Origin of the sequence: Thioalkalivibrio sp. HL-Eb18 (assembly GCF_000364985.1) — a bacterium.
GTDB lineage: Bacteria > Pseudomonadota > Gammaproteobacteria > Ectothiorhodospirales > Ectothiorhodospiraceae > Thioalkalivibrio.
The window spans coordinates 67,383-85,246 of the sequence record NZ_KB822965.1 but is presented as its reverse complement, the minus strand read 5'-3'; the positions used below and the strand labels follow the sequence as shown (position 1 = coordinate 85,246).

Sequence of the window (17,864 nt, the reverse complement as noted above, 5' to 3'; positions counted from 1 at the left end):
ATGAGCGCTCCCCGTGCCACCGCCTTCTGGGTCACCGGACCCGGCCGGGGCGAGTTGCGTGACGAGCCGCTGGAGGCGCCCGGTGCCGACGAGGTGCGGGTGCGCAGCCGCTATTCCGCGATCAGCCGCGGGACCGAGTCTCTGGTGTTTCATGGTCGCGTTCCCCCCAGCCAGCACGCCGCGATGCGCGCGCCCTTTCAGACGGGCGACTTCCCGGCGCCGGTCAAGTACGGCTATATCAGTGTGGGCAACGTCGTCGAGGGCCCCGGGGCGGGGCAGACGGTGTTCTGCCTGCACCCGCACCAGTCGGAGTATGTCGTGCCTGCCAGTGCGGTGATGTCCATTCCCGAGGGTGTGCCCGCCGAACGTGCCGTGCTGGCGGCCAACATGGAGACGGCGATCAACGCGGTCTGGGACAGCGCTGCCGGTCCCGGGGATCGTATCGCCGTGATCGGCGCGGGCGTGGTGGGCCTGCTCGCCGCCTGGTTGTTGCGAAGGATTCCCGGAACCGAGGTATCCGTGGTCGACCCCAACCCTGCGCGCGAAGACATCTGTGCCGCACTTGACCTGACCCTTCTGACCCCGAATCACGCCGCCCAGGACGCCTCCTTGCAGGACCTGGACCTCGTGGTGCATGCCAGCGGCAATCCGGCCGGTCTGCGCCAGGCACTGAGTCTGGCGGGCGTCGAGGCGCGGGTGGTGGAGATGAGCTGGTACGGTGACCAGCCGGTGGATCTGCCGCTGGGGGAAGGCTTCCACGCACGCCGCCTGGCCCTGCGCAGCTCGCAGGTCGGGCGTATCCCGCCCGAGCGGACGCCGCGCTGGGATTACCGGCGACGGCTGGCGCTCGCACTCGCACTGCTCGACGACCCGGCCCTGGACGGTCTCATTACCGGCGAGGATGCGTTTGTCGATCTCCCGGCCGTGATGCAGCGGGTGACAGGGCCGGAGGCGGACCGTACGCTGTGCCACCGCATTCGCTACTGAGCCCGCCCGCACAATCACGCAAGGAAACCGCATGTACAGCCTGAATGTCCGTGACCACTTCATGATCGCCCACAGCTTCTCCGGCGAGACGTTCGGCCCGGCGCAGAACCTGCACGGCGCTACCTATGTGGTGGACGTGACCTTTCGACGCGCGGCACTGGATGCCGATGGCCTGGTGGTGGATATCGGTCGGGCAAGCGAGGTCGTGCGGGCCATCCTGGGCGAGCTCAATTACCAGAATCTCGACGAGCGCGAAGACTTTCGCGGGCAGAACACGACCACTGAATTTCTGGCCCACGCGATCCACCAGCGCGTGGCGCAGGCCATCGCCAGGGGTGAGCTTGGCGAATCGGCCCGGGGGCTGGATGCCGTCGCGGTGACCCTGCACGAATCCCATGTGGCCTGGGCGAGCTACGAGGGCGCTCCCTGAGATATGCCCGAGCTTGGTTTTGTGGTCCCGGGAGCACTGGACCAGCCCACCGGCGGGTACCGCTACGACGCGCGCATGATCGCCGGGCTGCGCGAGCAGGGCTGGCGGATCGAGCTGTGCGAGCTGGAGGGCCAGTTTCCCGGTCCCGATGCGCGCGCGGAACAGGCGCTGGATGCGGCCCTGGCGGGCTTTCCCGATGGCATGCGGGTGCTGCTCGATGGATTGGCCGCGGGCGCGTATCCCGCCACCTTGAAGCGTCACGTAGCGCGCCTGCGGCTCGTCTACCTGATGCATCACCCGCTGGGCCTGGAGGCGGGGCTTGCGCCCACGCGCTCGCGCGAACTGCTCGTGTCCGAGCGTGCGGCCGTGGCCCTCGCCTCGCGGGTGGTCGTGACCAGTGACTATACGCGGGCGCAGGTGGCCGACTGGGGTGTGCCGTCCGAACGCCTTTGCAGCATCCCGCCTGGCGTGGAACAGGCGCCGCTGGCCCGTGGCCCGGAAGACGGGGTGCCGGTGCTGTTGTGCGTGGCCGCCTGGGTGCCCCGCAAGGGACAGCTCGAGCTGGTGCGCGCGCTGTCTGGCCTGCGCGGTTGGTCCTGGCGGGCCGAGCTGGCCGGTGCCATGGATCGCGATCTGGACTACACGTCCGCTGTGCGTGCGACCATTGCCGAGAGTGGTCTGGGTTCGCGGATCTCGGCCCCGGGCGTGCTGACACGCGAGGGCTTGGCGGAGCGATATGACCAGGCCTCGATCTTCGTGCTGCCGAGCGCCTACGAGGGTTTTGGCATGGCCTTTACCGAGGCGATGATGCGCGGGCTCCCAGTGATCGGGACCACCGGTGGGGCCATCCCCCGGACTGTGCCGGAGACCGCGGGCCTGCTGGTGCCGCCCGGCGACGTGGACGCCTTGCGCCGGGCGCTGGAGAGCCTGCTGTGCGACTCCGAGCAGCGTCGGGGCATGGGCTGCGCGGGGCGCGCGCATGCCGAGTCGTTGCCGGGCTGGACGGAAGGTGCCCGTCGTCTGGCCCAGTGGCTAAGGAACCACTGATCCATGTACACGCTCGCGTTGGTACCCCAGGTTTTCCGGGACAAGGCGCGGTGCGCAGCGGGTAGTGGCTCTACCTGCAAGCGGCGCAACGCCGTATCGGGGAACCTGGGGTGCCAACCCCGAAGGGGCTCGGCCGCCCGTTGTGATCAAAAACGGGCGTGGGAACGGCGTTGCGGCGCCCTTGTGCAGAATGACTGCACGGCAGTCACCGCGCCTTGTTCGCAGGCAAAAGCGACGAAGCAGCGAGCGTGTACATGGATCAGTGTTTCCCTGGAGGCGGCCTGAGATGCCCGAACGCTTTGCCGGGGACTGGCTGGCCCTGCGCGAACCTGCGGATCATGCGGCCCGCCCGGACTCCCTGCTCGGTCCCTTGAACGACGCGCTTGCTCTATGCGAGCGGCCTTTGCACGTGATGGATCTGGGCAGCGGGGCCGGTTCCAACCTGCGTTACCTGGCGCCGCGCCTGACGGGGCCGCAGCACTGGACCCTGGTGGATCATGACGCCGATCTTCTGGCGACCATCGCGGCGCCGCACGAGGCCGTAACCATCACCCCGCAGGTGCTCGATTTCTCGGGTGGGCCACCCCCGATCCCGCCGGATGCAGGTCTGGTGACGGCCTCTGCCCTGCTGGATCTGGTCGCGGCGAACTGGCTCGACCGCTTGGTGATGACGCTGATCGAATCGCTGGTCCCGGCGCTGTTCGCGCTCAGCTACGATGGGCGCATCGAGTGGAGCCACCCGCATGCGGCCGACGAGCGCGTGCGTACGGCAGTGAATCGCCATCAGCGTACGGACAAGGGTTTTGGCCCAGCCCTGGGGCCCGATGCCGCGGCTTATTGTGCCCGAGCCTTGACCACCAACGGCCTTCGTGTGATCACCGAGACCAGTGACTGGCGGCTGGGAAAGGGTCAGGCAGCGCTGGCGGCCGCGTTGATCGGAGGCTGGGCGGAGGCGGCCGCCGAGATGGAGCCGCAGGGTCGTCCATTGTTCCAGGATTGGGCGCGTTCCCGAGTCAGGGACATCGCGGACGGGCGGGTGCATCTGAGCGTTGGGCACTGCGATATGCTGGTGTTAGGGAGACGCTGATTAGTGTTTCCCTCGCGTAATTGGCGGGAGTAACTGCGGCGATTGTGTTGTCACACGCCTTGAGGAGAACGTGCAGTTCGCCAGAAACCCGCATTGCGGTTGAATCTGGCGGCGCCTGGAGAAGGAGCCCGAACATGAAACGACCACAACACTTTTTTAGGGGTGTTGCATGCGTTGCTGGCCTGCTACTGGCGGGGCCCGCGCTGGCCCAGGATGCAGATTCCGCGTCTGACAAGCCGGGCGCCATGCACGCGCCCACCATCCCCGGTCCTTATGGCTACCCGGGAATGCACGGTCAGGGTGGACATCCTGGCGGGCCGGGCATGATGCACCGAGAAGCGGTCCCGGGGCCATATGGCCCAGGCCCCCGGGGGGCTGGCCATAGAGGCATGATGTACGGGCCCATGGGGCCGGGCCCCCATGGGCCCGGGCATGGTTATGGGCCTGGTTACGGCTATGGCTACGGACACGGACACGGACACGGACACGGACACGGACACGGACACGGACACGGACACGGGCATGGCTATGGCTATGGTTCCGGTTACGGCCAGCGGCCTTATCACGGTCTCTATCACGGCGGGCCGATGCAGTACGGCATGCCGTACGGCCCCGGCGGGAAGGAGCGCATGCGCGACTTTGACCCGGACTTCGATCCCGAGGACCGCGAGGCGATGCGCGAGCACATGCGCGAACGCCAGGCCGAGCACGAAAAAATGCGCGAGGCACACCGCCAGGCCGCGGAGCGCGCGCGCGAGGTCTATCGCGAGGAAATGCGCCGTCACCGCGAGGCCATGCAAGAGCAGCAAGACGACGCCAACGGATCCTGAATCCTGGCGCGACCTACGGGGGTCGGATGTTCGTCCGGCTCCGAATTCACGCAGTCAGCTCCGACGGAGGTTTCGTCATGAGCCAGTCACGCAGTCTTCTCAAGGCCGGGGTCTTGGGTGCCCTGATGGCCGTCCCCTTTACCGTTTCCGCGCAGTACGCACCTGGCGACAATTCCGGTCTTGCGCCTTATTCCGGGCCTTCCGGTCTGGGTGAACGCCCCGCCTTTGAGAGCGAACGCGGCCACGGTCTGGATCAAGTCCAGGCACCAGGTGGTGGTCCGGGTGGCGACCCGGGTGGCCCGGCTGGCGGTGCCCCTCCGGGTGGCGCGCCGGGGGGTCCCCCAGGCGGAGCGCCTCCGGGCGGTACCCCGGGCGGTGCACCGCCGCCTGGGCAGGGCGAACCCCCGCAGCAACGAGACCCGCAACAACGCGATGTAGAGCCGGGCGAGCCCCCGGGCGCGCGTGATCCCCAAGGTCGCGACCCGCAGGGCGCTCCGCCGGGACAAGGGCCGCAGGGTCAGCCGCCGCAAGGGCAACCGCCCCAGGGTCAGCCACCTCAGGGCCAGCCACCTCAGGGTCAGCCGCCCCAAGGCCAACCGCCCCAGGGCCAACCGCCCCAGGGTCAGCCGCCGGGTGGTCAGGATATGCCCCCTCGTGATGCCGAACCCCCGGGTGGGACCAGCGGGGATGGCCCCGGCGATCCTCCCCCGACCGAGGGTGGTATGGGTGACGAACCGTCCTTTGACGACGACACCGACCTGACCCCGGAGATGAACGATTGACCGTTCCGGGCGAATAACGCGCGGTGCGGACCGGCTGCTACAGAGGATGTAGGATTGAACTGGAAGGTAAACCGAAAGGTGACGCATGGATAACGCAGACAAGCCGCGCAGTTTTATCAACCGCTACTTCATCGTGATTGTGATCGTGCTCTGGTTCATCGCCTGGTCGGCACGTGACGTGCTGGCCCCGAGTGCCGAGGCGGTCCCCGAGGACGAGGCGGCCGAGCAGGCCGACGCAGTACCGGCCGACGATGCCGATGCGCAGGACGAGGCCGCCGCGAAGGATGAAGCCGCGGAAGACGATGTCCGCCCTGGGCCGGCCCGTGACCTGGATGACGAGGGGGACCCCGACCCCATGACCGGGGCCGCGCATGAGCAGCCCTACGTTCAGGAGGACGCGGAGGATGAGGCGGCTGCTGATCTCGCTGCCGAGCGCGAGCCCGCGTTCGAAGGTGATGCAGCGGTCGAGGCGGACGCGGAGCGCGCCGCGCAGTTTGCCCAGGCGGCTTTGCAGGCTGGGCGTGATGCCTACTGGCGTGCGGGACCGCGCGCGGCGGCAGGGGTCCTGCGTGAAGGCCTGGAGGCGCTGCCGAGGGATTCGGTGCAACGTGCGGATCTGTATGGCGAGCTCGGCAACGCGTTGTTTGCCATGCGCGATTTCGAGGCTGCAATGGATGCCTGGGAAAGTGCCCTCAAGGTGCTGCCCGAGAGCGAGCGTCTGCGCATGATCGAGCGCCTCGCCCCGGTTTACGACCGTCATCATGAGGAGGGTGCGGCGCACCTCGATGAGTATCGATAGAAGAACGCGAACCAGTACGCGTTTCTTTGACGTTTTCGAGCCTTTATGAGGCAAACGCTGGATCGCCAGCGTTTGCCGGGGTCGTACCCATATTGCGGGCCACACAGGCGTGGGCGCAGTGGGTATGATGAATGGAGCCAATTCACATCGCGGAGGCATCCGGGCACCGAGAAGCTGTGTCTTCCGGATGGCCACCGCCGCAACGGAGTCCGCATGTTTAATCGTCCTGGTCGCCGCGTGCGCAAGCAGCTCAAGCTGCTGAGCGATCGCCTCGCCGAAGAAAATCCGGTCCTCAAGGGGGTTGTCGATCCCTTCCGCGAACTGGACCGGGTCGGCTATGCCTCCGGGCTGCTGAATCCGCAGGACGACTCCTACGCCTTCACCATCTCCTGGTGGCCGATGATCGCGGTGCTGGGGACGTTCTCCTCGGGCAAGTCCACGTTTATCAACGAATACGTCGGCACCACCGTTCAGCGCAGTGGTTCGCAGGCGGTGGACGACAAGTTCACGGTCATCAGCTACGGTGGCAGCGAGCGGGTGCAGGAGTTGCCGGGGCTGGCGCTGGACGGCGATCCGCGCTTCCCGTTCTACCGCGTGTCCGACGAGATCGAGCGCATCACCGATGGCGGTGGTCGTACGGTGGACCATTTTCTGGCGATGAAGACCGCCAACTCCGAGCGTCTGCGCGGGCGTATCCTGATCGACTCGCCCGGGTTCGATGCCGACGAGCAGCGTGCCACGATCCTGCAGTTGACCGACCACATCATTGATCTGTCCGACCTGGTGGTCGTCTTCTTCGATGCGCGGCACCCGGAACCGGGCGCGATGCGCGACACGCTGGAGCACCTGGTCAATCGCGTCGCCGAGCGCAACGACTTCAACAAACTGGTGTTCGTGCTCAACCAGATCGATACCACCTGGCGCGAGGACAACCTGGAGGAGGTTGTCTCCGCCTGGCAACGCGCGGTCGTGCGTCAGGGGAATGCCACCGGCCGTTTCTACTGCATGTTCAACGAGAGCGCAGGGGTCGAGATCGGCGACGAGCAGGTGCGCGAACGCTACGAGGAAAAGTCGCAGCGCGACCGCGCGGAGATCCACGAGAAGATCCAGGAGATCAGCTCGTCACGCTCGTACCGCATCCTCGGGTCGCTGCAGGCGATCGCCGAATCCATCGAAATGGATGCGCTGCCCGCCCTGCGTCGGGCCCTGGAACGATGGCGCCGCCGGGTCTTGCAAGTCGATGCGGCGATGTTCGCGGTGATTGCCGTGATCCTGGGCGTGATCGGCTACAACACGGCGGGCGGGTTTGGCCCGTGGTTTGATGGCTCGGCCTGGTCGTCCATGGGGGATCACCCGATCTGGACGTCCGCCGGCATCATCGGTTTGGCCCTCGTACTGGCGGGGCTCCACTTCTTCAACCGCCGCTGGATCGCGCGGCGTATCGCGCGCACGCTGCCGACCGAATCTGCCGCCGGTAACTGGCGGGCCGCATTTGAAAAAAACACGCGCCCGTGGCGGTTGATGCTGGGACGTGCCCCGCTGGGCCTGGGACGGCGCAAGGTTGGCCGCCTGCATGCGCTGCGTGACCGCGCCGAGGCGTATATCCAGCGTCTGAATAACCAGTTTGTGGATGCCCGGCCCGTGTCGCGTACCGGTGGTCGGGCCTCGGCCGCCGATGTGCATCGCTCGGCAGAACAGGCACAATCGGGTACTGTGTCGGAGTCGACCGGTGATGCCGTACAGCAGTCACCGGCCGCCGAGACGCCAGGGGATGCAACCGCGGAGCGCCCCGAAGCGCGTTAGGGGAAACGCCGAGCGGCGTTCCCCTGGTTAATCCGCGATGCATGGTTTCCTCGTCGGGGGGCGAGGGCCATGACGAGGTATCACCATGACGGTTGTCGCCTGGATACTCTTTGCGCTGGCCATGATTCTGGTCCCGATCTCGGTCTGGGCCAGCCTGGCGGCGCTTGGGGTATGTGCGGGGTGTGCATTGATCCGGGACTGTCGCAAGGCGCGTCTGGCGTCCAAATAGACGGCCTGGATCGCCGACACTTTAGCGAGATCCAAGTATCGAGGTCGCACGGGGTGACCTCGGTCCACAGGGGGGTGGGTTACGCGCAGGGGGCTGTGGCGAACCCATCCTCCACCACCAAGGAGGAGTGAATGAGCGATACCAAGAAGTTGGCCATTATTGCGACCAAGGGCAGTCTGGACTGGGGCTATCCCCCGTTCATCCTGGCGTCGACCGCGGCCGCGCTCGGCTATGAAGTCGAAGTGTTCTTCACCTTTTACGGACTGCAGCTGCTGCGCAAGAAGATGGATCTGCAGGTCACGTCGCTGGGCAATCCGGGCATGCCGATGCCCATGCCCATGCCGGTCATGCTGCAGGCCCTTCCGGGCATGCAGAAGATGATGACCATGATGATGAAGAACAAGATGAAGGCGAAGGGTGTCTCCGATCTCGCGGAACTGCGCGAGCTTTGCCAGGAGGCCGAGGTGCGCATGATCGCCTGCCAGATGACCGTGGACCTGTTCGATATGGATACCAGCGAGTTCATTGATGGCATCGAGTATGCCGGGGCCGCCGCGTTCTTCGAGTTCGCGGGTGAATCCGACATCTGCCTGTTCATCTAGTCTGGTAGACGCCCTGGGTGGCTCGTCCGCCCGTTACGGCCCCGAGGTGCATGCCCGGGGCCGTTTTCGTTCTGGCGGGCCGAAATCCTGCCGGGCTGGAACTTCCAGTGGCTCCAAGGGGACCACGTGAATAGGTTCCAAGCGTAGCCACCGCATGTCGAAAACCCCGAATCAGTGTTCGCGCCGTTCATTCCTCCAGTGGATGGCGGGCTCGGCCATCGCCGCCGGCAGCGGCTGGCCGCTGGGCGCAACCGCCGAGGAACGCGAACCGAACAGCAAGGCGATTCCCTCCTCGGGCGAGGAGATCCCTGTGATCGGTATGGGCACCTGGATTACCTTCAACGTGGCAGATGACCCCGACGCCCTCGCTCTGCGCACCGAGATTGTCGATACCTTCTTCCGCCACGGTGGCGGCATGATCGATTCCTCGCCGATGTACGGGCGCGCGGAGGCGGTAGTGGGGCACTGCCTGCAGGAGCTGGGCCACCCCGAAGGCCTGATCTCGGCGACCAAGATCTGGACGGGTAGCACCGGCACCGGGCGCAACCAGCATGCGAAGTCGCTGGACCTGTGGGGCGTGGATACCCTGGATGTGCAGCAGGTGCACAACCTGCAGAACTGGGAGGCGCATCTGGAGACGATGCGCGAGAAGCGTGAGGCGGGCGAGATCCGCTATATCGGGGTGACGACCTCGCACGGGCGCCGCCACGACCAACTGGCGCGCATCCTCGAACGCGAGGATCTGGACTTCGTGCAGCTCACCTACAATATCCTCGACCGCGAGGCGGAAGACCGCCTGTTGCCGCTGGCTCGCGAGCGCGAGGTCGCGGTGATCGCCAATCGCCCGTTCCGCCGCAAGGCGTTGATCGACCGCTTCGAGAGCGAACCACTGCCCGATTGGGCGGGGGAGATCGACTGCGAGAACTGGCCGCAATTCCTGCTCAAGTTCATCGTTTCGCACCCGGATATCACCTGCGCGATCCCGGCGACCTCGGTCGTGGAACACATGCGCGAGAACATGGGCGCCCTGTACGGCCCGATGCCGGATGACGATATGCGCCGGCGTATGATCGACTACGTCGAAGCGCTTTAACCCTCCACCGTCTCCGGGAGCCCGGATGCTGCCATTCGCCGCTGAAACCCTGCTGTCGATCTTCGGGCAATACAATCGCGCCATCTGGCCGTTGCACGCGGTCGCGGTGCTAATGGTGCTCGTTACACTGGCACTGGCCCTGATGGGCGGCCGGGGGGGCGGGCGTGTTGTGGGCCTTTTGCTCGGCGTGCTGTGGATCTGGATCGGGGTCGTGTTCATCGGGGGCGCGCTGGCCGAATTCCACTTCTGGGCGAGTCGTCTGGCAGGCGTGTTCGTCGCACAGGGCCTGATGCTCCTGTTCGCCCTCACGCTGCTGGGACGTCATGGCTTTGGCTGGCCGGGCGGTGTGGCCGGCCTTGTCGCGATCGTGGTGATAGCCTATGCCATGGTCGGTCATGCCCTGCTGGAGGTCCTGCTCCTGGGGGTGTCCTGGACCCAGGCGCAGTACGTGGGCGTGACGCCGGGACCCACCATGCTGTTCACCCTCGGCATCCTGCTGCTGGCGCAGCCGCGCCCGTCACTGATCTTGACGATCATTCCCTTCCTCTGGGCTCTGGTGACCGCCTACATCGCCTGGGAACTGGGCGTCTGGCTGGAATATTTACCGGCCGCGCTGGGCGTGATCGCTTTCGTACTGCTGCTGGTTCGGCGGTTTCACTCGAGCGAGAGACAGTTGTTCCGCTTCGACGGATAGTGCGCTTTTGGCGTCCGGTCGCGGTCCCGTTAGGCTTGCCATTTTCTCAGACAGAGGAGACCGTCATGTCCATCGAAGTAATCCATCGGCCGGAGCAGGACCATCTGGAGCGCCTCGGCGTATTCGACTGGCCGGTCTGGGAAAAGGAGGTCTCCACCTTCCCCTGGCACTACGACGAACGTGAGGTCTGCTACATCCTGGAGGGACAGGTGACGGTCACCCCGGACGACGGTGGCGAGCCGGTCACCGTAGGCGAGGGCGACCTGGTGACCTTCCCCGAGGGCATGGGCTGCACCTGGGAGATCCACCGCGACATCCGCAAGCACTACCGCTTCGGCTGAGTTTCCTTACCGGGCGAGCCACTGGGTGTCGAGGGGGGTGTTGAAGGTCTCCTCGACGCGGCGCAGGTAGTAGAGCATGTCGACGGGCAGGTTGATGCCGTCGTGCATTTGCAGCGGGTAGAGGTCGGCGGCGATCACGCAGTCGGCGATGGACGGGTGGCCGAGATAGAAGCGACTGGCCGCCAGGTGCTTGGCCAGTTCCGGCAGGCGGCTCAGCTTTGCCAGCTGGTTGTAGCCGTCGTACCGGTCGTTGGCGAGTTCTTCCAGCGACAGGCCGAAGCGGTGCTGCACCTGGGCCTTGTAGTCGGCCAGGGCCTCGGCGCTTTCGCCGATTCCGTGAAAGCCCGGCGCCAGCGGGGCATACAGTCGATCGAGCACCACATCGACCTTGCCGCGCCATTCCATCAGGGCCTGCCAGGCATCCTCGGGGATCACGCCTTCCGACAGGGGTTCGCCGGTCGGGAACAGGCGGTCGATATCGCGCAGCGCCGTGAGCGTGTCGGTGACCAGGGTGCCGTCATCGGTCTGCAGGATCGGCGACTGGCGGGCCACACCCAGTTCGAAGAAGGTCTCGTCGTCGAACCAGTCCAGCGCGACGGTTTCGAGCTCTACACCCTTGTAGCCGCAGGCCAGGCGCAGGCGGCCGGCCTTCGCGTCGTGCGGAAAGTGGTAGAGGGTGGCCACGCAGCTACTTCCCGCGCTGGGCGTGACTCAGGATGAAGTCCCACTGCTCCTGGGTGATCGGCATGACCGACAGGCGGTTGCCGCGGCGCACCAGCGGGCAGTCCTCGAGCTGCGGCTGCTGTTTCAGCCAGTCGAGGGTGATGATGTCGCCGAATTTTTCCTCGAACGCGACGTCCACCCGCAGCCAGCGCGGGTTATCCGGGTCGCTCTTCGGATCGTAGTGCGGGTCCTCGGGGTCGAAGGCGCAGGAGTCCGGGTAGGCCTCCTTCTCGATGCGCAGGATGCCGACAATGCCCGGCGGCTTGGCGTTGGAGTGGTAGAAGAAGGCCAGATCCCCCTTCTTCATCTCGTCGCGCATCATGTTGCGCACCTGGTAGTTGCGGATGCCGTCCCAGGGCTCCACGCCCACGCGTTCCAGGTCGGCGATGCTGAACTCGTCGGGCTCGGATTTCATCAGCCAGTAGGCCATGCGGTTTCCTTGTGCCGGCTCGGGCGTGTGGGTCAGGTGTGCGTATTGTGCCGCGCGCGGCGGGTCAGTGCATGCCAGCCGTCCTCCGTGACCACGCCGTCCAGCGGCACGTCCCATGGCTGGCTGGGGAGGGCCTCGACTCCCTGCAGGGCATGGGCCACGCCGATCAGCTTGGGGCGGCGGATACCGAAGCGGCGGCGGGCGAAGTAGCGGTCGTAGTAGCCCGCACCCATCCCCATGCGGTTGCCGGCGTGGTCGAACGCGACCAGCGGCAGCAGTACCACCTGCATCTCGCGGCGCCAGATACGCGGGGCATCGGGGCAGGGCTCGGCGATGCCGAACCCGTTGTGACAAAGCGGCGCGTCCGGCTCCCAGGCGTGGAAGTGCATGCGTCCGGGGCGTTTGGCATCCATCACCGGCAGGGCAATGCGGGTGCCGCGTCGGGCCAGGGCCACGGTCAGGGGGGTCAGATCCACCTCGCCGCGCAGGCCCCGGTAAGCGCCGATGCAATACGGCTGCCAGCGCTGGAACCAGCGCAGCAGGTGGTCGCAGATCAGGGCGGAATGAATCTCCAGTCGCTCGTCGGACAGCGCGGCGCGCTCGCGGCGCAGGCGCAGCCGTAGCTGGCGCAGTTCGTCAGGCGTGAAGGAGGTCTCGTCCCTGGACATACGATCCGCAAAAATAATGAGGTGGACGCGCCCCGCGGGCGCCGGAGTGACCATCGACCTTGAACCAACGGTTCAGGTGGGAGAAGCCTCCGAATCTTAAGGCTTTCCGCTCGAAGACGGACATGCGCAACGAAACGGAAGTGCTCGGTCCCGTGGTGAAGAATTAAGGCTCAAGGGTACCACCAGGCCACTTTCGCACGCCGCAGCGACGCGTCCGGCACCATTATGAACCAATCCCCCGGGGGTGTGCGCAACCATGATCGCAGAATGGTTGCACTATCCATCCTTGTTGAAATCCGGCCGTGCGGGAGACTCGCCGGTTTGGATGGGTTTTAGCAATCACGCCCGGGTGACGTAGGATTCGCGTTTTCCGGATGGATGCGAGCGGGCGGTGCGCGGATGGATGCTGCCCGTTTCCGATTGTGCAGAGGAGCTTTATGGAATCGCCGCAGAAATTGATCCCCGGATACGCCAACGCCAAGGCGACGCGCCGGTATGCGGAACACTACATCGCCGAGGGCAAGGCCGCCGAGGGGCACTACAGCGACTTCTCGCGTGCCAAGATGCGCCTGTCCAGCTTGGGCATTGGCACCTTTGGCGGCGCCGCTACGGCCGAGGTGGATGCTGCGATCTCCGCCATCGTCGCCCGCGGGCTGACCGAGGGTATCAATGTCGTCGACACCGGTGCCCACTACCGCTACGGCCGTTCGCTGGCGGCCGTTGGGGCAGGCGTGCGCACGGCCCTGGAGGCCGGAGTTCCGCGCGAGGCGATGTTCCTGATCTCCAAGGGCGGGTTTCTGACGCTGCGCGGCGGCCCGCCGGACGACATGGATGCCTGGTTCCAGCGCGAGATCGAGTCCCAGGGCATGGGTACGCGGGATGATCTGGCCAAGGGCGCGCACCTGCTGACGCCGGAGTACATCCACTATCAGATGGAGCTGTCGCGCTCGCTGATGGGGGTGGAGACGCTGGATGCCTTCATCATCGATCAGCCCGAGGTCCACATCCACGAGATCGGCAAGGAGGCGACCAACCGCAGGCTGGAGCCGGTATTCGAGGTGCTGGAGCGCGCGGCGCGGGAGAAGAAGATTCGCGCCTACGGGATCTCCACGTTCGAGGGCTTCCGCGAGGAGACCGACGCCGCCGTGTTCCAGTCGCTGACCTCCATGCAGGGGCTGGCCGAACGCGCGGCCCAGACCGTGACCGGCGACGACCACGCCCGGCACCACTTCAAGATCGGGATGCTCCCGTTCAACCAGGTGATGCTGGAAGGCTTTACCCGCTTCAACACCGCGACCGGGCAGGGCAATGTGGCCAGCCCGCTGCAGGCCGCGCACCAGCTGGAGGTGTATATGTTCGCCTCCCACTCCATGCTGAAGGGACACCTCGCCCAGCAGTCGGTGGAGGTGGTCGAGCAGCAGCTGGCGACCCTGCCCAACCCGGCGCAGCGCGCGATGCAGTTCAACCGTTCCACGCCGGGGTTGGGCACGTCCCTGGTCGGCATGAGCACGCCGGAGCACCTGGACGACATGCTGGCGGTGATGCGCGAACCGCTGCTGGAAAAGAAGGCCTACCTCGGGATGTTCAAGAAGGCCGAGGAGGAATAACGCCGTGTAGGAGCGTGCTTGCACGCGGAGCCCTGCTCGCGTCCGATTCTGGCAGGGGCTTCGCCGGCAAGCCGGCTCCTACAAGGTTTCCGGAGCCTCTGCGGTGGTGGAGATTTCATGCACAAGGGTATGACATGCAGGTTGATCTGAAGGCCCTCGAATTCCCCGCGATCCAGCGTCTGCTGGAGCGCCTGACCGCGACGCCCTACGGCGCGGATGCCGCGCGCGGGCTGGAACCGGCACCGAATCTGGATGCGGCCCGCGCACTGCAGACCGCGGTGACGGTCGCGCGCCGACGTCTGGATGCCGGCACCCTGCCGCGGCTGGGGCAGCTGCCGGATGTGCGCGCGGCCCTGCGTCAGGCCTCCAATCCGGGCTCGGCGCTGCCGGTGCAGGCCCTGCACAACCTGCAGACCATCATGCGCCAAGCCCGCGAGCTGGCGGATCAGCTGGCGGATACGCCCGAGATCTATCCGGCGGACCTGAACAAGCTGTACCCACCCGAGGGGCTGGAAGAACGACTGTCGGCATGCCTGAACCCCGGCGGGTCGCTGCGCGAGGACGCGAGCCCCTCGCTGATCGAGGCCTTCGAGCAGCGCGGACGCCTGCGCGAGGAGGTCGAGGCGGTGGTGAAAAAGCGCCTGGCGGCCTCCGATGTCGCGCAAAAGGGCGAGGATGCCTTGAAGGTGCAGTGGCACCAGGAGCGCGCGGTGATGGTGCTGCGTGGCGAGGCGGCGAATGCGGTCAAGGGCGTGCGTCGTGGCACCGCGATGGGCGGGCGTGACCAGATCGTCGAGCCGATCGAGGCGGTGCCGCTGAACAACCAGCTGGATACGGTCAACGGCCAGATCAACACCGAACAGCAGCGCCTGCTGCGCGAGCTGACCGACGTGGTGCGCCAGTATGGCGAGCCGCTGGAACTGATGCTGACCGCGTTGACCTGGATCGACCTGGCGTCCGCCGCCGCGCAGCTCTCGGCACAGATGAATGCCCATGCCCCGCGGCTGGAGGCGGAGGCCGGGGTGGAACTGATCGAGGCCTATCACCCGCTCCTGCTGTTGCAGTTCGCCGAGGGCAACGGGCCGCAGCCGGTGCCGCTGTCCATCCGGCTGGATGGCGAGCAGCCGCTGCTGCTGATTACCGGACCGAACACCGGCGGCAAGACGGTCGCGCTGAAGACGCTCGGGCTGCTGGTCACCATGGCCTGGTGCGGGCTGCATATCCCGGCCGAGCAGGACTGTCGCATCGGGCGTTTCGATCGGGTGATGGTCGATGTCGGCGACCACCAGAGCCTGTTCCACCACCTCTCGACCTTCGCCGGGCATGTGGAGGTCCTGAAACGTATCCTCGACCACGCCGGGCCGGAGAGCCTGATCCTGCTGGACGAGTTGGGTACGGGCACCGACCCGGACGAGGGTGCGGCGCTGGCGATGGCGATGCTGGACGAGCTGCGCGCGCGTGGTACGCGCGGGATCGTGAATACCCATCTGGCGCCCCTGAAGGACTACGCCGCCCAGCACGCGGGCATCGTGAACGCCTCGATGCAGTTCGACGCCGAGACGCTGTCCCCGACCTACCGGCTGCTGATCGGCGAGCCGGGTGTGTCGTTCGGCCTTACGATTGCCGAGAAGAACGGGCTGCCGCCCCAGCTGGTTGCCCGCGCGCGCGAGCATTTCGCCGAACTCCCCACCGCCCAGGCCGGGGGCGATGCCGGCAAGGCCTGAGCCCCGGGCAAGGCGTTACCACATGAGGTCGTCGGGGACGACGTAGTCCTTGTACGGGTCGTCGGGATCGGGCTCGGGGTCTCCGCTTTCCTCGGCCGGGATGACCAGCGGCCATTCGCCATCACGCTCGCGGATCTTGTCCGCGATCTCGCGCGGGATTACACGGAAACCCTTGCTCGGGTGGAGCTCCAGGCCGGCCAGCGCCGCGCGGCCGTCGACCAGGCGCTTGCGGGTGTCCTCGGTCACCGGCAGGTGACGGACCTGCCCGTCGAACTGGAAGTGATAGTCGATGGCGGCGTCGCCGGTGGGGATCGGGGCCAGGTGCTGGTTCACCAGCTCGCGAATCTGCGCCCGGCGCGCGCGGCGTTCGGCCCTTTCCTGTCGTTCCTGGTTCTTCTCCCGCGAGCGCCGGGCCTGCTCGGCCTGGCGGGCTGCGGCGGCACTGGCCTCGGCGTCGGCGGGCTTGCCCTTTTTCTTTTTCGGTTGTGTCTTCTGGGCCTTGTGCTTCTGGCTCTTGGCCTTGCGCACCTGTTTTTCGTCCACCAGCCCGGCCTTCAGGAGCTGGTTGCGCAGATCGTCCGACATGCCGCTTGCCTGTAGAAAATGTGCCGGGAGGATAGCCCGAACGCGGTCTATGTGCAGCCGCCCGGTTCGTGGCCCGCGGTGAGATCGGGTAGTCCGTCGCGAATCTCGGCCTCGGGGAGGGCTGGAAACAGCAGGTGTATGCGCCGGGGAACGTCGGGGTTGCTGCCCGGGTGCCCGAGATGTTGCGCTTGTTGGCAGAGGCGAAGTGCACTGGTCCGCTCGCATGCGATCTCGAGTTCCTTTGCGGCGCCATACAACGCTTGGCGATGTGGCTCTGATGCAATGGGCTTGAGTCGACGACGCAGTCGGCGGACGCGCTCGGTGGCCTGCACTTGCCAGGCCGCTGCATCGCGCGCAAGCCGCTTCCAGTCGCTTGCTGGCATGCCGCCGGGGTACCACAGCGCGAACAGCGCGAGAATGACATTCACCGCATGTGCATCCTGCCAGTGCAGCAGGCGGTTGCGGGCCGGCGCATAGTCCCAGCGGCCCAGGGCGAATTTCCAGAAGGTGTCGAACCCGTGAGTGGGTTCAGGCACTGCTGGCGGCAGGCGTAAAGGTCACGCCGGCGGTATTGCGCAGGCTGTTGGGTTCGAGGATCTCGAGATCCCGGGTGCGGAGGCTGATCACGCCCTGTTTGCGCAATTGCGTGAACAGGCGGCTGATGGTCTCCTGGGTCAGCCCGAGGTGATTGGCGATGTCGGCGCGCGACATCGGCAGATAGAAGCGTTCGGGGGACAGACCACGCGCACGGTGCCGTTCGGACAGCGTCACCAGGAAAGTGGCCAGACGCTGCTCCGCCGTGCGCTGTCCCAGCAGGGTGTGCAGGCTTTCGTCCTGGGCCAGCTCCTTGCTCATCACCTTCATCATGTGCTGGCGAAAGGTCGGGAGTCGGTCGGCGAGGTCGTCCACATGGGCGTAGGGGACGGCGCAGACACTGGTGGATTCCAGCGCCACTGCACTGACTGGATGCTTGCCGGAATGGATTGCGTCTAGCCCCAGGAGATCGCCAGCGAAGGCGAATCCAGTGATCTGTTCGGTGCCGTCGTCGCTGATCAGCACCGCTTTCAGTGCGCCTGTTCGGACGGCGAACAGGGTTTCGAAGCGTTCGCCCATATTGAACAGCAGTGCCCCCTTCTCGATCGGACGGCGCTGTTGAACAATCTCGTCGAGTTGCCAGAGTTCGTTCTGTGGTAGGCCCATCGGCAGGCAGAGCTGGCGCAGGGTGCAGTGTTCGCAGGCTTGGGTCGGACGCAGTGTCATGTGCTCAGGTTAGCGGTTTTGGCGTCAGAGAGGGAAGGCGTCTGTTGGCCCTGGATGGAGGTTGCTCGTATGAGGAATTCCGTTATTGTGAGTGTGGAACCTTTTGGGGTAGCAGGGATCAGCCAATTCAGAGGCTTGCGACG

At 66.1% G+C, this 17,864-nt stretch carries 20 protein-coding genes and 1 other RNA gene; 13 read left to right on the top strand and 8 right to left on the bottom strand.

Going from position 1 to position 17,864, the window contains the following annotated elements:
• From F813_RS0106170 to F813_RS14505, 5 genes are all read left to right on the top strand, one after another.
• On the top strand, window positions 1-987 hold the full coding sequence (locus F813_RS0106170; protein WP_017925930.1) for a zinc-binding alcohol dehydrogenase: 987 nt from the start codon (window positions 1-3) through the stop codon (window positions 985-987).
• A gap of 31 nt (window positions 988-1,018) precedes the next feature.
• A complete protein-coding gene (locus F813_RS0106165; RefSeq protein WP_012982181.1) occupies window positions 1,019-1,417 on the top strand; it encodes a 6-carboxytetrahydropterin synthase in 399 nt (132 codons plus the stop codon).
• Between the two features lie 3 nt (window positions 1,418-1,420).
• Window positions 1,421-2,464, top strand: a complete 1,044-nt coding sequence (locus tag F813_RS0106160) for a glycosyltransferase family 4 protein (RefSeq protein ID WP_017925929.1) — start codon at window positions 1,421-1,423, stop codon at window positions 2,462-2,464.
• A 286-nt stretch (window positions 2,465-2,750) separates the two neighbouring features.
• Window positions 2,751-3,551 carry a hypothetical protein gene (locus F813_RS0106155; protein WP_017925928.1) on the top strand — a complete coding sequence of 267 codons (801 nt, stop codon included), beginning with the start codon at window positions 2,751-2,753 and terminating at the stop codon, window positions 3,549-3,551.
• 404 nt (window positions 3,552-3,955) lie between these two features.
• Window positions 3,956-4,381 carry a hypothetical protein gene (locus tag F813_RS14505; RefSeq protein ID WP_231289539.1) on the top strand — a complete coding sequence of 142 codons (426 nt, stop codon included), beginning with the start codon at window positions 3,956-3,958 and terminating at the stop codon, window positions 4,379-4,381.
• A gap of 86 nt (window positions 4,382-4,467) precedes the next feature.
• Here the strand turns inward: F813_RS14505 and F813_RS14620 are convergent, their stop codons facing one another.
• A complete protein-coding gene (locus tag F813_RS14620; protein WP_017925926.1) occupies window positions 4,468-5,250 on the bottom strand; it encodes a hypothetical protein in 783 nt (260 codons plus the stop codon).
• Between F813_RS14620 and F813_RS0106140 the strand changes: the two genes are divergently transcribed.
• The 6 genes from F813_RS0106140 (at window position 5,249) to F813_RS0106110 (ending at window position 10,724) form a co-directional block, all read left to right on the top strand.
• On the top strand, window positions 5,249-5,962 hold the full coding sequence (locus F813_RS0106140; RefSeq protein ID WP_017925925.1) for a tetratricopeptide repeat protein: 714 nt from the start codon (window positions 5,249-5,251) through the stop codon (window positions 5,960-5,962). The genes F813_RS14620 and F813_RS0106140 overlap by 2 nt on opposite strands.
• A gap of 213 nt (window positions 5,963-6,175) precedes the next feature.
• Complete coding sequence (locus F813_RS0106135) at window positions 6,176-7,765, top strand: dynamin family protein (RefSeq protein WP_012982187.1); 1,590 nt, start codon at window positions 6,176-6,178, stop codon at window positions 7,763-7,765.
• Window positions 7,766-8,125: 360 nt separating this feature from the next.
• Window positions 8,126-8,596 carry a DsrE/DsrF/DrsH-like family protein gene (locus F813_RS0106125; protein ID WP_012982189.1) on the top strand — a complete coding sequence of 157 codons (471 nt, stop codon included), beginning with the start codon at window positions 8,126-8,128 and terminating at the stop codon, window positions 8,594-8,596.
• A 202-nt stretch (window positions 8,597-8,798) separates the two neighbouring features.
• Window positions 8,799-9,689, top strand: a complete 891-nt coding sequence (locus F813_RS0106120) for an aldo/keto reductase (protein WP_017925923.1) — start codon at window positions 8,799-8,801, stop codon at window positions 9,687-9,689.
• Between the two features lie 25 nt (window positions 9,690-9,714).
• Window positions 9,715-10,383 (top strand): DUF6064 family protein, encoded by a 669-nt coding sequence (locus F813_RS0106115; RefSeq protein WP_012982191.1) that lies wholly within the window; start codon window positions 9,715-9,717, stop codon window positions 10,381-10,383.
• A gap of 65 nt (window positions 10,384-10,448) precedes the next feature.
• Complete coding sequence (locus F813_RS0106110) at window positions 10,449-10,724, top strand: cupin domain-containing protein (protein ID WP_012982192.1); 276 nt, start codon at window positions 10,449-10,451, stop codon at window positions 10,722-10,724.
• Between the two features lie 6 nt (window positions 10,725-10,730).
• Here F813_RS0106110 and F813_RS0106105 read toward each other — a convergent pair whose 3' ends face one another.
• From F813_RS0106105 to ssrS, 4 genes are all read right to left on the bottom strand, one after another.
• The gene (locus F813_RS0106105; protein ID WP_017925922.1) at window positions 10,731-11,408 is read right to left on the bottom strand and encodes a glutathione S-transferase family protein; all 678 of its coding nucleotides are present in this window, start codon (window positions 11,406-11,408) and stop codon (window positions 10,731-10,733) included.
• 4 nt (window positions 11,409-11,412) lie between these two features.
• On the bottom strand, window positions 11,413-11,877 hold the full coding sequence (locus F813_RS0106100; protein ID WP_012982194.1) for an EVE domain-containing protein: 465 nt from the start codon (window positions 11,875-11,877) through the stop codon (window positions 11,413-11,415).
• 32 nt (window positions 11,878-11,909) lie between these two features.
• Complete coding sequence (locus F813_RS0106095; protein ID WP_026148162.1) at window positions 11,910-12,545, bottom strand: 5-formyltetrahydrofolate cyclo-ligase; 636 nt, start codon at window positions 12,543-12,545, stop codon at window positions 11,910-11,912.
• Window positions 12,546-12,571: 26 nt separating this feature from the next.
• A non-coding RNA gene (ssrS, locus tag F813_RS14000) (6S RNA) lies at window positions 12,572-12,757 on the bottom strand.
• Between the two features lie 225 nt (window positions 12,758-12,982).
• Here ssrS and F813_RS0106090 point away from each other — a divergent pair.
• On the top strand, window positions 12,983-14,152 hold the full coding sequence (locus F813_RS0106090; RefSeq protein ID WP_017925921.1) for an aldo/keto reductase: 1,170 nt from the start codon (window positions 12,983-12,985) through the stop codon (window positions 14,150-14,152).
• Between the two features lie 134 nt (window positions 14,153-14,286).
• Window positions 14,287-15,876 (top strand): DNA mismatch repair protein MutS, encoded by a 1,590-nt coding sequence (locus F813_RS0106085; protein WP_012982197.1) that lies wholly within the window; start codon window positions 14,287-14,289, stop codon window positions 15,874-15,876.
• A 15-nt stretch (window positions 15,877-15,891) separates the two neighbouring features.
• Here F813_RS0106085 and F813_RS0106080 read toward each other — a convergent pair whose 3' ends face one another.
• From F813_RS0106080 to fnr, 3 genes are read right to left on the bottom strand one after another with little or no spacing between them, the layout of a single operon-like run.
• Window positions 15,892-16,461, bottom strand: a complete 570-nt coding sequence (locus F813_RS0106080) for a DUF2058 family protein (RefSeq protein WP_012982198.1) — start codon at window positions 16,459-16,461, stop codon at window positions 15,892-15,894.
• A gap of 47 nt (window positions 16,462-16,508) precedes the next feature.
• Window positions 16,509-16,997: a DUF2390 domain-containing protein gene (locus F813_RS0106075; protein WP_012982199.1), complete on the bottom strand. Its 489-nt coding sequence runs from the start codon at window positions 16,995-16,997 to the stop codon at window positions 16,509-16,511.
• A complete protein-coding gene (gene fnr / locus F813_RS0106070) occupies window positions 16,990-17,721 on the bottom strand; it encodes a fumarate/nitrate reduction transcriptional regulator Fnr (protein WP_012982200.1) in 732 nt (243 codons plus the stop codon). Before fnr ends, F813_RS0106075 begins: the two co-directional genes overlap by 8 nt.
• Between the last annotated feature and the right edge of the window lie 143 nt (window positions 17,722-17,864).